The organism is Actinopolymorpha pittospori (genome assembly GCF_014873875.1).
GTDB classification, from domain to species: domain Bacteria; phylum Actinomycetota; class Actinomycetes; order Propionibacteriales; family Actinopolymorphaceae; genus Actinopolymorpha; species Actinopolymorpha pittospori.
Genome location: NZ_JADBEM010000001.1, coordinates 5,280,110 through 5,294,565 on the forward strand (window position 1 = coordinate 5,280,110; position 14,456 = coordinate 5,294,565).

At 69.1% G+C, this 14,456-nt stretch carries 13 protein-coding genes; 11 read left to right on the forward strand and 2 right to left on the reverse strand.

Annotated features, from left to right (window positions below):
* The first annotated feature begins 53 nt into the window (after nt 1-53).
* Both HEB94_RS24835 and HEB94_RS24840 read left to right on the forward strand, forming a co-directional pair.
* Nucleotides 54-1,754: an extracellular solute-binding protein gene (locus HEB94_RS24835; protein ID WP_192752120.1), complete on the forward strand. Its 1,701-nt coding sequence runs from the start codon at nt 54-56 to the stop codon at nt 1,752-1,754.
* Between the two features lie 126 nt (nt 1,755-1,880).
* On the forward strand, nt 1,881-2,162 hold the full coding sequence (locus tag HEB94_RS24840) for a hypothetical protein (protein ID WP_192752121.1): 282 nt from the start codon (nt 1,881-1,883) through the stop codon (nt 2,160-2,162).
* Nucleotides 2,163-2,195: 33 nt separating this feature from the next.
* Here the strand turns inward: HEB94_RS24840 and HEB94_RS24845 are convergent, their stop codons facing one another.
* On the reverse strand, nt 2,196-3,890 hold the full coding sequence (locus HEB94_RS24845; RefSeq protein ID WP_337917989.1) for a penicillin-binding transpeptidase domain-containing protein: 1,695 nt from the start codon (nt 3,888-3,890) through the stop codon (nt 2,196-2,198).
* A gap of 85 nt (nt 3,891-3,975) precedes the next feature.
* Here HEB94_RS24845 and HEB94_RS24850 point away from each other — a divergent pair, with 85 nt between their 5' ends.
* The 6 genes from HEB94_RS24850 (at nt 3,976) to HEB94_RS24875 (ending at nt 9,457) form a co-directional block, all read left to right on the forward strand.
* A complete protein-coding gene (locus HEB94_RS24850) occupies nt 3,976-4,908 on the forward strand; it encodes a LysR family transcriptional regulator (RefSeq protein ID WP_192752123.1) in 933 nt (310 codons plus the stop codon).
* A complete protein-coding gene (locus HEB94_RS24855; protein WP_192752124.1) occupies nt 4,905-5,795 on the forward strand; it encodes a serine hydrolase in 891 nt (296 codons plus the stop codon). The genes HEB94_RS24850 and HEB94_RS24855 overlap by 4 nt, the downstream gene beginning before the upstream one ends.
* A gap of 592 nt (nt 5,796-6,387) precedes the next feature.
* Nucleotides 6,388-6,915 carry a GNAT family N-acetyltransferase gene (locus HEB94_RS24860; protein WP_192752125.1) on the forward strand — a complete coding sequence of 176 codons (528 nt, stop codon included), beginning with the start codon at nt 6,388-6,390 and terminating at the stop codon, nt 6,913-6,915.
* A gap of 297 nt (nt 6,916-7,212) precedes the next feature.
* Nucleotides 7,213-7,968 carry an SDR family oxidoreductase gene (locus HEB94_RS24865; RefSeq protein ID WP_192752126.1) on the forward strand — a complete coding sequence of 252 codons (756 nt, stop codon included), beginning with the start codon at nt 7,213-7,215 and terminating at the stop codon, nt 7,966-7,968.
* 38 nt (nt 7,969-8,006) lie between these two features.
* Nucleotides 8,007-8,444 (forward strand): cupin domain-containing protein, encoded by a 438-nt coding sequence (locus HEB94_RS24870; protein ID WP_192752127.1) that lies wholly within the window; start codon nt 8,007-8,009, stop codon nt 8,442-8,444.
* A 104-nt stretch (nt 8,445-8,548) separates the two neighbouring features.
* Nucleotides 8,549-9,457 carry an RNA polymerase sigma-70 factor gene (locus HEB94_RS24875; RefSeq protein WP_192752128.1) on the forward strand — a complete coding sequence of 303 codons (909 nt, stop codon included), beginning with the start codon at nt 8,549-8,551 and terminating at the stop codon, nt 9,455-9,457.
* Nucleotides 9,458-9,471: 14 nt separating this feature from the next.
* Here HEB94_RS24875 and HEB94_RS24880 read toward each other — a convergent pair whose 3' ends face one another.
* Nucleotides 9,472-10,146, reverse strand: a complete 675-nt coding sequence (locus HEB94_RS24880) for a type 1 periplasmic-binding domain-containing protein (RefSeq protein WP_192752129.1) — start codon at nt 10,144-10,146, stop codon at nt 9,472-9,474.
* Nucleotides 10,147-10,319: 173 nt separating this feature from the next.
* Between HEB94_RS24880 and HEB94_RS24885 the strand changes: the two genes are divergently transcribed.
* The 3 genes from HEB94_RS24885 to HEB94_RS24895 all read left to right on the forward strand — a co-directional run bounded on the left by HEB94_RS24885 (nt 10,320) and on the right by HEB94_RS24895 (nt 14,452).
* Nucleotides 10,320-11,531 (forward strand): HupE/UreJ family protein, encoded by a 1,212-nt coding sequence (locus HEB94_RS24885; protein WP_192752130.1) that lies wholly within the window; start codon nt 10,320-10,322, stop codon nt 11,529-11,531.
* A gap of 152 nt (nt 11,532-11,683) precedes the next feature.
* Nucleotides 11,684-13,279, forward strand: coding sequence for a purple acid phosphatase family protein (locus HEB94_RS24890; protein WP_192752131.1), 1,596 nt, complete (start codon nt 11,684-11,686; stop codon nt 13,277-13,279).
* 102 nt (nt 13,280-13,381) lie between these two features.
* Nucleotides 13,382-14,452, forward strand: a complete 1,071-nt coding sequence (locus HEB94_RS24895; protein WP_192752132.1) for a WxL protein peptidoglycan domain-containing protein — start codon at nt 13,382-13,384, stop codon at nt 14,450-14,452.
* The last annotated feature ends 4 nt before the right edge of the window (nt 14,453-14,456 follow it).

Sequence of the window (14,456 nt, forward strand, 5' to 3'; positions counted from 1 at the left end):
GCGACCATGCGGCTGCTCGATGCCGCACCGATGCTCCAGGAAGGTGAACAGACATGGAATCCGGCGAACTACGGAGCCTGGCGGTCGGCGCGGGTCGGGGAGTGGACAGAAGGGTCCTGCTCTCGGGACTCGCGGGAGCGGGCCTGGCGTTCCTCGGGGCGTGCGGTAAGCCGAGCTCCTCGAGCGCGAGCTGTGTCTCGGAGCTGAAGTTCCCCGCGTCCACGGTGAAGCACCAGCCCGAGGAGGTCGTGTCGAAGGTCACGAACACGCCCATCGCGTGGACGTCGTACCCGAAGTCGTACGTGACGATCCCCGAACCGCCCGGCAAGGGCGAAAGCGTGTCCACCTTCCAGATCCTCTTCAGCTCGCCGCCTCCGGGACTGGGTAAAAACCCTTGGTGGCAGGAGCTCAACAAGCGGCTCAACGTGAAACTGCAGCCGACCCTGGCGCCGTCACCGGACTACGCCACGAAACTGCTCACACTGGCCGCGAGCGGCAACTTCCCCGACATCACCTACATCAACTTCAACCAGAACGGCCAGTACAACGGCGCGGGCTTCCAGAAGTTCATCGCCGAGGGCGCGTTCCACGACCTGACGCAGTACCTCAGCGGCGATGGGCTCAAGGACTTTCCGAACCTGCAGCGGATCCCCCCGCTGACCTGGCAGGGGAGTTCGTTCCAGGGCAAGCTGTACGGCGTTCCGTATCCAATCCAGGCTGTCAACGGCCAGCTCGGCATGTACCGCAAGGACTGGGCCGAGAAGCTCGGCGTGGACAATCCGAAGAACGCCGACGAAGTGATGGAGATGTTCGTCGCCTTCGCGACGGGGGACCCCAACGGCGACGGGAAGAAGAACACCTATGGTCTGGACGGCCTGCGCCAGAGTATGTGGCTGGGGATGTTCCGTTCGCCGAACAACTGGCGGTTGACCTCGGACGGCACCCTGCAGAAGGACATCGAGACCGAGGAGTACCGGGCGGCCCTGGAGTTCACCAACAACCTGTGGAAGAAGGGCGCGATCCACCCCGACGCGTTGACCCTGACCCTGAACCAGAACCAGGACCTCTTCCACGGCGGCCGGACGGGATTCTTCACCCAGGGCGGCTGGGGCTTCTTCGGCAACCAGCCGAACACCGACTACACCCAGACCAAGCAGAACAATCCGAAGGCGAACCCGCAACCGTGGCTGCCGCCGGGTCACGACGGCGGGAAGCCCGCGATGGCCATCGGGACGGCGAGCTACGGCTTCGGCGGCATCCCGACCTCCATCAAGGACGAGAAGAAGATCATCGAACTGATCCACATCATGGAGTACTGGGCGGCTCCGTTCGGTAGCGACGAGTTCACCTTCATGTACAAGGGCATCGAGGGCAAGATGTTCAACTACGTGAAGGGTGCACCGGTCGCGGTGTCGAACGGCAACCAGAACTGGGCCAACGGCCTCAACTATCTCTGCGGTCCGCAGGAGATCAACTACTTCTACGCCAACCAGCCCGGCGAGGCCGAGCGGATGCAGCACTGGCAGGAACTGCAGCTCGACGGTGCGACCCCGGACCCGACCCAGGGCCTCTACTCACCGGCGTGGGTCCAGAACGCGGCGAGCCTGGTGAAGTTGCAGCAGGACGCCTTCAACCAGATCGCGGTGGGTGGTCGGCCGATGTCCTACCTCGACGAGGTGATCAAGACCTGGAAGAGCCAGGGTGGCGACCAGGCGCGCAAGGAGTTCCAGGAGGCCATCCAGAAGTGCACCTGAGCCCCGCGGGTTCTCACCTGTGCTTCGTCGCCGGCCTGCCGGCCGTCGGGTGCTGGAGCGTGATCGGCGCACGGTAGCGTGACCGACGCTCCGGCACCCGACAGACGCCGGCAGATGGGGGACTCGATGAAGCGTGCGATGCTCGTTGGTGTGGCCGCGCTCGTACTGCTCGCGGCCTGCGGGCCCGACTCCGGCACGGTCACCGAGCGTAAGTACGTCCGCGGCTACACCACCATGTCGCGGTCGTGCCACAAGAGCGGCCGGTCGCGAAGCTGCACCAACCACCCGGTCCGGCACCGGGCCTGCTGGGAGATCCGGTTCCGCGACCCGAACGGGCGCACCGGCAAGGACTGCGTCACCGAGGCGCGGTACGCGCGGATCAAGGTCGGGGACCACTACCAGAAGTAGCGGGGCGTTGCTGTCCAGGCGCCGCCCGCCTCGTCACTTCGGGCCGAGGGCCTTCAGGAAGGACGCCGCGATCGGACCGGCGTCGGAGCCACCGGATCCACCGTTCTCGAGCAGTACCGCCCACGCGATGTCGGCGTCCTGCTGGTAGCCGATCATCCAGGCGTGTGTCCGGGGAGGCTTTTCCTCGCCGTACTCGGCGGTGCCGGTCTTGGCATGCGGCTCACCGGGCAACCCTCGCAGCGCGTCGCCGGATCCGTCCGTCACCACCGAGCGCATCATCGACTGCAGGTCACTGACCACCTGCGGGTCGAGGTTCCGGGGCGCCTGGAAGGGGTGCTTGATGGCCTCGGGCACGAGCCTGGGCTGGACGAACCGGCCGGACTTCACGGTGGCGGCGACCGATGCCATGACCAGCGGTGAGGCCAGGTCGCGGGCCTGCCCGATCATCGCGGCCGCCTTGTCGTTGACGTCGGTGTTGACCGGGACCGATCCGTCGAACGTGCCGGCGCCGGTGTCCCACACGCCGCCGATCCCGAAGGCTTTGGCCGTCTCGGACAGGCTGTCGTCGTCGAGCCGATCCCGGGACCGCACGAACGCGGTGTTGCAGGAGTGTGCGAAGGCGTCCCTGAACGTCGACCCGGACGGCAGCGTGAACTCGCCCTGGTTGGCGAATCGATAGCCGTTCACCCACTCGAACTGTGGACACTGGAGCGGGTCCGAGGGCTGCAGGCCCTTCTCGAGCAGCGCGGCGGCGGTGACGACCTTGAAGGTCGATCCGGGCGGATACTGGCCGACCAGGGCGCGGTTGAAGCCGCCGCCCGGGTTGTTGGCCACTGCCAGGACGTCACCGCTCGACGGCTGGATGGCGATGAGTGACGCCGGCGTCACCGCCTGCTCCAGTGCGTCGGCAGCGGCGCTCTGGACGTGGGCGTCGATCGTCGTGTGCACGTCCCGGCCGACCTGGCCGCCGGCCTTGCGTAACGGCTTCAGGGCCTTGCCGGACTCACGATCGGTTATCGCGACGGCGTATGCCGGAGCCGATCCGCCAAGCTGCTTGTCGTACCTCTGCTGCAGCCCGGAGACCCCCTTGCCGGTCTGCTCGTCGACCTGGCCGACCAGCGACGGCGCGGCGAGCACGTCGCCGTTGCGGTCGAGGATCGAGCCGCGAGTCGACATCTTCGCCACCGCGAGCGTCTGGCCCGCCTTCAGCTGCGGGTGGAGCATGGTCGGGGCGAACGTGACGAGCGGTGTCCCGGTCGTCTGGACGATCCGAGCCTTCGACGTGTACGTGAACGCTCCGACCTTCGGGACCGTCATCCGGACCGTGAACGGCACGACGACCGGCCCTCCGGATCGGTCCGGTCGCTCCGCCACCCCGTTGCCGACGTCGATCGTGAAGGCGGTCGGCTGGAGGTTCTTGCCGACGGAAGTGAGCAGCGACTCCGCCTCAGTCGGGCTGTTGGTCAGCGTTGCCGCGCCCTTCCAGTCCCCGGTCGTCCAGGCCTTGGTGAACGTGCGCATCGCCTGCTCGGCCTGCGTCACCGTCTCGTCCTGACGCGCGTCGGCGTGTATGGGAGCGTTGAGCAGGAAGTAGCCGGAGACACCGCCCACGACCAGCAACGCGATCAGGGACCCGACCACGATCGTTCGAACCCGCTGGGTTCGGCGTCCCCCCCGGCCATATTCCGTTCCCACCCCGCTGCCGGCGCTCACCCGTTCCGTGTCCACGCGTGCGATCAAAGCACGACACCACCGACAAGGCCAATATGGATATCGAGGCCTGACAGAGCGCGATTGGATATCGTCCCTGCTCATGGACCTCGTACGGCATCTGGAGTACTTCACCGCGATCGCCGCCGAGGGGCACTTCGGGCGGGCCGCCCAGCGGCTCGACATGCGCCAGCCGCCGCTGTCCCAGGGGCTCCGCCGACTCGAGGAGGAACTCGGGACGCGGCTGTTCGACCGGGGCCCGGCGGGCGTACGGCTGACGGAGGCCGGCCGGGCGCTGTTGCCGGCCGCGCAGCGGGTGCTCGACGAGGTACAGCAGTTGCACCTGCTGGCGCGGCGGCGGCCCGGACCCGGCCGCGAGCTCGTTCGGATCCGGATCGCCCCCGGTCTCGGGCGCGCCCACTACACCCGGCTCGTCGCCGCGTGCCGGCAGGCGGTGCCCGAGGCGGACATCGAGGTGGGGGAGCAGACCAGCAGGGACCAGACCCGCGACCTGCTGGCCGGCCGGGCCGAGGTCGGCGTCCTCCGCGAGCCCGTCGTCGCCCGCGGGCTCGCCCTGGGGCCGGTGCTCGACGTTCCGCTGCGCTGTATCGCGCCCGACGACGGCTCGGTGCCGAGGAGCATCCGGCTTCGTGACCTGACCGGGTACGAGCTGCTGCTGCCCGCCAGGGAGCACGCGCCGGCGGCGCACGACGAGCTCCTCGCGATGTGCGAACGGCACGGGTTCCTTCCGCGGGCCGTCCGCGAGATGGCCGACGAGCGCGTCGCCCGGGGCCTCATCGCCGCCGGTGGGGTCGTCGCGTTCACGACGGACCCACCGGGACTCGACGACGGCGTGCGAATCGCCGACCTCGACGGCGAGCCGCTCACCCTCACCCTCCGCGTCGCCTGGGTCGGAACGCCCTCGCCGGCCGCCGGTCGGCTCTCCGACGTTCTCCAGGAAGTGCTCGGAGAGCACCGACGGTCGTCCCCGGACGGACCGTCGCCGCGACCGGTATCCGAGGTGCCCGCACTGTGAGTGACGACGTGACTTCCGACATCCAGCACTGCTTCGAGGACGCCGGCGTGTGGGGCTGGCTGCACGCGGTCGACCTGCGGGACAGCGGCCGCGAGGTCGGCCTCCTTCCCGACGAGCCGGTCGCCCTCGCCTCGGTGTTCAAGCTGCCCGTGCTCGTGGCGTACGCCCGGATGGTGGACGAGGGGGAGCTGGACCCCACGGAGTCGGTCACGCTCACACCCGCGCAGCGGACGGCGGGGCCGACGGGGTTCGCGGCGATGGTCGATCCGGTGACCGCCTCGTGGCGCGACCTGGCCCGCTCGATGATCGCGGTCAGTGACAACGCCGCCGCGGACGCCCTGCTCGCCGTCGTCGGGCTCGACCGGCTCAAGGCCAGCATCGCGGACCTCGGACTCGTCGGGACCCGGATCACCGGCGGTGTCGCGGACCTGTACGACGCCGTCCTGCGGGAGAGCGGCCGCCCGACCTACGCCGAGGCGCTCACCTGGCTCCGCGACTCCGGCGCGATGGCGTGGGCAGGTGTCCTCGACCCGGCGAACCCGAGCAGTACCGTCGGCAGCTGTCGCGACATGACCCGCCTGCTCACGGCGATCTGGCGGGACCAGGCCGCCTCGCCCGAGCAGTGCGCTTACATGCGTACCGTTCTGGCCCAGCAGGTCTGGACCCAGCGGCTCGCCGCGGCCTTCCCCTTCGACGACGTCGTGGTGGCCGGAAAGACCGGGTCGTTCATCGCGCTCCGGCACGAGGTGGGCGTGGTGGAGTACCCGAACGGCGAGGCCTACGCGGTCGCGGTGTTCACCCGATCGGCACGCACCAGGCTGATCCTGCCCGCCGCCGACGCGGCCATCGCACAGGCCGCCAAGATCGCGGTCGCGAGCCTCCGCTGAGGCGGCTCGTCCGGACCGAGTTCGACACGACGGCGCTCCCGTCTCAGCCCCAGCAGCGGCGGGCCCACCAACCTTCATCCGGGGACGCCGTGGGGTCCGGCCAGCTGTGGGCGAGATAGAGGTCGTCGAGTGGCGTGACCATGCGGCGAAGTTCACGTGCGGCCCGCGGTGGCAATGCGTGAAGAGCGAGTTCGAGGATTTCGCGTGCCTCGGTCGTGGCGAACGGGCTGCAGAGCGCACACCCACATCCACCCGACAGGGCGAGAGAGAGCGGGACGGCGGGCGACCCGCGCCCACTGCCGAAGGGCCTGAGCGATCGCTCCGGGCCACAGCCGTTCACGTTCCAGACGAACCGTCGCGATGACGAGCGTGCCCGATCCGCGCGGGAGTCCCGGTGTCGACGGTCTGGCCAGCCGCCGGGGAGAACGGCCGGCGGCGCGTGGCGGTGACGGCCGTCTACGCGGCATCGTCCCTTCTGAGTCGCTGCACGCGGACAGCATGTCAGAACAGCTCCTGCCGCGACCCCTTCGGCACTGCTTGTGTTCCTCGCGGGGGTACTCGCCGAACCTGCCGGTCTCCTAGCATCTGAGCCGTGATCGAGATCTCTACGGAACGCCTTGTCCTGCGCGACTTCCGAATCACCGATGAGCAGGCGGTCCACGAGTTCGCCTCCGATCCCGCGGTCTGTCGCTACACCGACTGGGGCCCCAACTCTCCGGACGACACACGTCTCTTCATCCGTGAGGCAGTCGAGGAAGTGGCGAGTCCGAAGAGGGATTCCTTCACGCTCGCGATGTCGATGAATCCGAGCGGCGTCGTCGTCGGATCGTGTTCGGTCTGGGTCGAGTCCGCGTCACATCGTCGGGCGGCGCTGGGCTTCGTCGTAGCTCCAGCCCATCAGGGGCGAGGCTACGCGAGTGAGGCGGGACAGGCTCTGCTCGACTTCGCCTTCGAGGTGATGGGCGTTCAACGGGTCGAAGCTACCTGCCGCCCGGGAAACCTCGCCTCGGCACGGGTTCTCACCAAACTGGGCATGCGCAGGGAAGGGTTGCTGCGCTCGCACCTTCTCATCCGCGGCCGCCAGGAGGACTCAGTACTCTTCGCGTCAACCCGGTCCTGACACGACGAGTCGCGCGGTGTCGGACCGGCATGATCGGGAGTTCCCGGCGTCGCGGCCACCTCGGTGTTCCTGGCAGCCTCCTCGACTTCCGTGAGATCACCAGCTGACCGGCCTCGACGGCTGAACAGACAAGGGCGCGGGCACATAGTGTTTTCGGTAAGACGCCGGTATCGCTGCGTGATCGGGCCGCGGCGGGAGGGACAGCGCTCCTCCGAGCTGTCACATACCGCGGGCCGACCCGGTCCTAGCTGGTGACACGAGGGCCAGCCGATGCCCCTGCGAAAAGGAGGGTTTGTCATGAAAATCGCCGTCATTGGAGGCACGGGCCGTGTCGGGTCGAAGATTGTGAGGAACCTCGGCGAACTCGGTCACGAGGTGGTCGCGGCAGCGCCGAGCACCGGCGTCGACACCCTCACCGGCGAAGGACTGGCCGAGGCCCTGGCCGGCGCGTCCGTGGTGATCGATGTCTCCAACTCCCCGTCCTTCGAGGACGCCGCGGCGCTGAAGTTCTTCGAGACCTCCACCCGCAACCTGCTCGCGGCGGAGGAGGCGGCCGGCGTGGGCCATCACGTCGTCACGTCGGTGGTGGGAACCAGTCGGCTGCCCGAGAACGGCTACTTCCGAGCGAAGATCGCCCAGGAGAAGCTGGTCGAGGAATCGCCGATCCCCTTCTCGATCGTGCACGCGACGCAGTACTTCGAGTTCGTCCGCAGCATCGCCGACGACGCCACGGTCAGCGGCACGGTCCGCATGCCCCCTGCGCTCTTCCAGCCCGTCGCGAGCGACGACGTCGCTTCGGTGGTCGGCACGGTCGCGACAGGATCGCCGCTGAACGGGCGGATCGAGGTGGGCGGGCCGGAACGGGCCCCGCTGCACGAGTTCTTCCGGGACGCCCTTGCCGCGTGGGGGGATCCGCGTGAGGTGGTCATGGACCCGCACGCTCACTACTTCGGATGCGAGGTCGGCGAGCGCGACCTGGTTACCGACGAGGGCGCGGTGATCGGCGAGACCAAGTTCCACGACTGGCAGAGCCGAACCGAGAACGCCACATAGGAAGTAGGCCAACCACCACCACTCGAGGAGGTACGTCCATGCCCGGCACCGATCCGACCCCCGCCAAGACGAAGCGCAGGTCGAACGCATGGCAGACGGCGGTCACCGTGGTCCAGGAGGCGGAGCCGCCCTTCATCCCGGAGGGAGCACATTCGATGACGTTGGTCGTCGAGTTCCCACCCGGTGACCCTGGTACGCCGCCGCACCGGCACACCGGCCCGGCGTTCGGCTACGTACTCGAGGGCGAGATGCTGTTCGAGCTCGAAGGTCAGCCGGAGCGGGTCGTCCGTGCCGGCGAGGCGTTCTGGGAGCCCGGCGGCGAGGTCATCCACTACCAGGACGGCAACAACCGCGACGACGTCCCGCTCCGTTTCACCGTCACGATGCTGTGCGAGCCCGGCAAGCCGATGCTCACCCTGGTGGAGGAGGACGAGCTCGCCCGTCTCAGTGATCGCCGCGCTCCGCGCCCGTCCTGACCACGCCGCCCCGCAGCCGAACCTCTCCTGAGCCCGCTCGAGCCGCTCGACGGGCGGGTGACAGGCTGGGCAGGTCCATCGACCGGCAAAACAGGGGCGACAAGATGGAGGACACCGGGCCGACGAACCCGCCCGACGGGCCGGAGGACCTCGACCAGGCGGCGGCGGTCTTCGCGGGCGTACGACCGCGTTTGTACGGTATCGCCTACCGGATGTTGGGCAGCGCTGTCGAGGCCGAGGATCTGGTGCAGGACGTCTGGCTGCGCTGGCAGGCCTACGACCGCGCGACTGTGACCGACCCGGCGGCGTTCCTGGCGACGGTGACCACGCGCCTTGCCATCAACGCCCTCCAGTCCGCGCGAGCCCGCCGCGAAACCTACGTCGGTCCGTGGCTTCCCGAACCGGTCGACACCACGGCCGACCCCCACCTGGGCGCCGAGCGAGGCGAAGCCCTCGGTCTCGCGATTCTGCTGCTCCTGGAGCGGCTCTCACCCACGGAACGCGCGGCCTACGTGCTCCGCGAGGCGTTCGACTATCCCTATCGGCGCATCGCCGACATCGTTCAGGTCAGCGAGGCGGGGGTCCGACAACTCGTCAGCAGGGCGCGCAAGCACCTGGCCTCCGAGCGCCGGGCACCGGTGACCGCTGCCAACCAGCGCAGACTCCTGACGGCGTTCGTCGCCGCGGCCCGCGCCGGTGACCTCACCGGGCTGGAGGAGATCCTCGCGGCGGACGTGATCAGCTACTCCGACGGCGGCGGCGCCGTCCGCGCCTCCCGCATCCCGGTGGTCGGCGTCGACCACGTCGCGAAGTACCTCAGGGCGTTCGCGGACCGGTTCTGGATCGGGGTCGAGGTGGAGGACACCACCGTGAACGGGCAGGCGGCGGCCCTGCTGCGTCGCGACGGCGAGGTGTTCGCTGTCCTCACGGTCGAGGTTTCCGAGCAGGGCATCGACCAGGTGCTGTGGATGATGAACCCCGCCAAGCTCACCGCGGTGTCCGCCGCGGCCTGACCCGGCACGGCCCCTCAGTCGAGCCAGAGCACGATGCCGGTCACTCCGTGGAGCACGGCCGCGACACCCGCCCGGACGGCACGCGTGGCGCGCTCGGGGGTGAAGGTGGCTGGATCGTACGACGAGGACATGCCGAGTCCCTCCCCGCGGAACGACGCACCGGTCCAGTCGGCGGCGGTGACGTTCGCGGTGGGCTCGGCCAGTTCGGCCCCGACGACGAGGAACTGCTGGTCGAGGTGGTTGGGACTGACCACGGTCAACGGGTCGATGAGGTCGTTGCCGGCGCTGATGATGAGGTCGGGCGCCAGGTCCATGGCTTTGCTGATGCTCGGAACGAACTCGTGGGGCTTGGTGGCGGTGACCGTCCGGAGGCTGACGTTCTCCTCCTCCGCCCAGTCCGTCACGGCGTTCACCAGGGTCTGGGTCTGGGGATCCTTCCCCGCGGTGAGCAGCACCACGCGGTAGCCCTTCGACGGGTGGACATCGTCCCAGGAGCCGGGTCGCGGGGTGACCGTCGCCTCCGGAGCCGGCGGAGCGGTCGGGTCGACGAACCCCGCGCCGAGGGCGCCGACGGCGGTGGGCGCCGCGTGCGGCCGGGACCAGTCGTCGCCGGAACTACATCCGTTGACGAGGGCGGCGGTCGCGACGGCCGCCACCAGGATGCCGGCGGGCCGAAGTCGAGAGCGCAAGGAGATCGTCCTCCGGGGTGGTGGGAAAGGCGCCTACTTCCTACCTCATGTCCGGTGGCCCGCGAGGTGAGGGAGGTTTCCCGTCCGCATTGGTTCGTCGCCGGTTCGCGCATGCGCCGCCATTGGTTCACATGGACCCGGCACATTGCGTGCGCCAGCCGATGAGGAGTCACATGCCGCACGCCGCTCGACGTCGCGCCGCCGCCGTCGTCGTGGCCGCTGTCGCGGCCGTCCTGACGACCGCGCTGCCCGCCCTTGCCCACGGGTTCACCTCGACCGTGTACGTCGACGCGACCGCGCCCGAGGCGGGGCACGTCCGCACCGAGATCGGGCTGGAGTACGACCTGCTCGTCGTCTCCGCGGCCGACTACGGCAAGGACGACCCGCTCTTTCGAGCCGGCAACGCGGCGTTCGAGGGCGGAGACGCGAAGGAGCAGGTCGCGGCGCTCACGGCCCATGCCGACTCGGTCGTCGCCTACGTGACCAAACGTTTCGGTGTGACGGCGGACGGTGAGGCGTGTACGCCGACGAAGGACGGCGACTTCACCATCGAGGAACGCGAGGGCGTTCCGTACGCGCTGCTGCCGCTCGACTATCGATGCCCGGAGCGTGCCGAGGCGCACGACGTACGCAGCGGGCTGTTCCCGGACTCCGAGGGTTACGTGCGCGACACCAAGACGATCGTCACCTACGACCTCGACCTGCAGTCCGGAAGCGCCGCCCTGGACGCGCAGCGGCCGTCGTTCTCCACCCACCAGTCCTGGACCGAGCGGTTCTGGGACTTCTTCCGGCTCGGCGCCGAGCACCTGCTCGGCGGGATCGACCACATCCTGTTCCTGCTGGCGCTCATCGCCGGGTCACGCCGCCTGCGCGAGATCGTGCTGGCGGCGACGACCTTCACGCTCGCCCATTCGGTGACCTTCGTTCTCGCCGCCCTCGGCCTCGTGCGCGTACCCGCGTCGTTCGTCGAGCCGGTCATCGCGCTCTCGATCGCGGTGGTCGCGGGCTGGCATCTGTGGCGGACGTGGCGACGCGGGTCGCATGCCTCCGATCTGGAGACGGTCGGTGACAGTCACCTCAGCCTGGACGCCGCGGGCTGGGGGCGGCTCGGGGTGGTCTTCTGCTTCGGCCTCGTGCACGGACTCGGCTTCGCCGGGGCGCTGGGGATCAACGAGGCCTGGTCGTGGACCCTGCTGTGGTCGTTGCTCGTCTTCAACGTGGGCATCGAGGCGGTGCAGCTCGCGATCATCGTGGTCGTGTTCCCGCTGCTCGCCCTGCTGCGCCACCGCCAGCCGATCGTGGGGCTGTGGGCGACCGGCGCGATCGCGGCCGTCGTGTCAGTGATGGGGCTGGTGTGGTTCGTGCAGCGACTTCTCGGACTGTGAAGCCCGGGCCGCGACGCTCGGGCCGCGACGCTCGGGCCGCGTCTTCCGGCAAGCGCAACAGACTCGCCTGTCCACGTTCATCTCGTATCCATCGGATTCCGACATCTTTACCAGGCTCTTCAGTGGCTTCGTACCTGAACGGACGGACATCGATGAAGCTTTACAACTGGACGGACACCCCCGGCGTCTTCCGACGCCGGGTTGCTGGTGGCGCCGTCGCCGCGGTCATGGGCGCCGCGGCGGTGTTCGGCAGCGGTTTGACGACCGTCGCCCACGCTGACGATCCCGCGACGCTCACCGGCGTCGTCCTGGGTGTCGGCGCCAGCGAGTCGCAGCGCGTGGTGTCCTGGTACTCCTCGGCAAACACCGCGCAGGTGGTCGAGGTCGCCCCGACCTCCGAACTCGTCGACGGCGCATTCCCGGCGGACGCCGTTACCTTCCCGGCCACGGTCGGCGCGAACACCGTCAACGGTGGCTACAACGGACACGCCACGGTCGACGGCCTCCAGGAGGACACCGCGTACTCCTACCGCGTCGGCGCCGAGGGCGGCTGGTCCTCGACCTACTCCTTCAAGACCCAGGACTTCGAGGGCGACTTCAACTTCCTGTTCTTCGGTGACCCGCAGATCGGCTCGTCCGGTGATGTGGCGAAGGACGGGGCCGGGTGGCTGGACACCCTGAACGTCGCTCTCGCGGCCAACCCCAACACCGAACTCCTCGTCTCCGGTGGTGACCAGGTCGAGACCGCCAACACGGAGACGCAGTGGAACGCGTTCCTCGCGCCCGACAAGCTGAGGCAGTACCCGTGGGCCGCCACCATCGGTAACCACGACGTGGGTGGCAAGGCGTACGAGCAGCACTTCTGGACGCCGAACACCGACCGTTCCGCGCCCTACTACAACGGCACCCCCGCCACCCGTTCCGGTGGCGACTACTGGTTCATCTACAAGGACGTGCTGTTCATCGACCTCAACAGCAACGCCTACTCCAACGGTTCCGACGCCGCGCACATCGGCTTCGTCACCGACGTCCTGAACACCCACGGCGCGGACGCCAAGTACACCGTCCTCGTCTACCACCACGCGATCTACTCGCCGGCCGCGCACGCGAACGACGGCGACAACCAGCTGCGCCGACAGGACTTCCCGACGGCCTTCTCCAAGCTCGGCGTCGACCTGGTCCTGCAGGGTCACGACCACAGCTACTCCCGTAGCTATGAGATCAAGAACGGCAAGAAGGCGCGCCCGGGTGAGCAGCCCAGCGCGACCGAGGTGGCCCAGGGGCCGGGCGGCGTCATCTACGTGACGGCGAACTCCGCGTCGGGCTCGAAGTACTACGACCTCACCGCGCCGGACACGACCGAGGACCCGAACTACGGCCCTGACCCGCTGAACCCCAAGAGCCACTGGGCCAACTCGGTCGAGAACCAGGAGCACGTCCGTACCTACGTGAAGGTCCAGGTCGACGCGCGTCGCAACCGGCTCGTCGTCGAGAACATCCGCAGCGGCACCTGCGCCGCCCCCAACGCCGCAGTGGAGGAGGGCAACGTGTCGTGGTGTGGCCCGAACGACGGCGCCAGCCCCGCCAAGCCCGTCGGCTCCAAGGTCGACCAGGTGGTCATCCACACCTACCGCGGCGAAGGCCGGGGCAAGGTCGACGCGCCCAAGCCGGCTCGGGGTGAGTCCGCCTGGCTTCGGCAGAGCGCCGAGAGTGGTGCCCGAAAGGTCACGCTCACCTCGCTGAGCTGAGCTGATCCGGTCCACTCGACCCACTGGGGTGGGCACCCTCGGGGGTGCCCACCCCACCGCTCGTCTTCGAACCCCGCTCCACGACCGCCCGAGGATCACCAGATGCGCCCGTCCAGAACGCGTACGACCACTGCAGCGGCACACGTCGCCCAGGCCACCGTCCTGGCGCTGCTCGCCGCGCTCTGTTTCCTCGGAGTCGGGGCCGGGCCGGCCGCGGCGGCGGACGGCGACGTCCCCTGGACGGTCCGGACGGCCTCCAACGACTTCGGTGCCGGTCGGCAGAACTACACCTACACCGTCAACCCGGGCGGTCAGCTCGAGGACGGTCTCGTGGTGGTCAACAACGGCACCACGCCCCTCGACCTGGCGGTGTACGCCGCGGACGGGTTCACCACCAAGGCTGGACAGCTCGACCTCGTGACCAAGGACGCGAAGTCGACCCGGGTGGGTGCGTGGGTCCACACGGACCGGCCCGACCTGACGGTCGAGCCCGGCAAGTCCGTCGAGGTGCCGTTCAGCATCGAAGTTCCGGGCGACGCCGCGCCCGGTGACTACCTGGGCGGCGTCGTCACCTCGCTGACCCAGGCCGGCGACGCGGGGGCCAGTGTGGACCGGCGCCTCGGGATCCGGATCCGGTTGCGGGTGGGTGGGCCGCTCCGACCGAGCCTTTCGGTCCAAGACGTGCACCTGCGCTACGCGGACACGCTCAATCCGTTCGGGAAGGGCGATGCCACGGTCACGTACACGATCCGCAACACGGGCAACGCCATCCTGGGCGCCCGACAAACGGCGTCCGTCGCCGCGCCCTTCGGCGCCATGCGCGCCGCCGCGGGTCACATCGACGACACGCCGCAACTGCTTCCGGGCGAGACCTGGAAGGTCACCGCGAAGGTTCACGAGGTGGCTCCGGCGCTGAGAACCACAGCGACGGTCACCGTCGTCCCGCTGCTCACCGACGCGGCCAGCTCGACCGCCCCGCTCGCCGCCGTCTCGGCGCAGGCCTGGACCGTCCCCTGGGCGCTGCTGGTTCTCGCCGTGGTCGTCTGTGGGCTCGTCGTCGCCGGGGGTCTCGCCCTCCGGCGTCGCCGACGGATCACGGCACGGGCGGACGCCGCCCGCGGTGAGGAGCCGGTCGAGCAGACGTCTCGCGAGCGGGAGACTTCTGACCAGTAGCGGC

Excerpts from the sequence above, each read along its gene's own strand:
- HEB94_RS24835 (WP_192752120.1), top strand. The coding sequence starts at position 54 with ATGGAATCCGGCGAACTACGGAGCCTGGCGGTCGGCGCGGGTCGGGGA.
- HEB94_RS24840 (WP_192752121.1), top strand. The coding sequence starts at position 1,881 with ATGAAGCGTGCGATGCTCGTTGGTGTGGCCGCGCTCGTACTGCTCGCG.
- HEB94_RS24850 (WP_192752123.1), top strand. The coding sequence starts at position 3,976 with ATGGACCTCGTACGGCATCTGGAGTACTTCACCGCGATCGCCGCCGAG.
- HEB94_RS24865 (WP_192752126.1), top strand. The coding sequence starts at position 7,213 with ATGAAAATCGCCGTCATTGGAGGCACGGGCCGTGTCGGGTCGAAGATT.
- HEB94_RS24870 (WP_192752127.1), top strand. The coding sequence starts at position 8,007 with ATGCCCGGCACCGATCCGACCCCCGCCAAGACGAAGCGCAGGTCGAAC.
- HEB94_RS24875 (WP_192752128.1), top strand. The coding sequence starts at position 8,549 with ATGGAGGACACCGGGCCGACGAACCCGCCCGACGGGCCGGAGGACCTC.
- HEB94_RS24885 (WP_192752130.1), top strand. The coding sequence starts at position 10,320 with ATGCCGCACGCCGCTCGACGTCGCGCCGCCGCCGTCGTCGTGGCCGCT.
- HEB94_RS24890 (WP_192752131.1), top strand. The coding sequence starts at position 11,684 with ATGAAGCTTTACAACTGGACGGACACCCCCGGCGTCTTCCGACGCCGG.
- HEB94_RS24895 (WP_192752132.1), top strand. The coding sequence starts at position 13,382 with ATGCGCCCGTCCAGAACGCGTACGACCACTGCAGCGGCACACGTCGCC.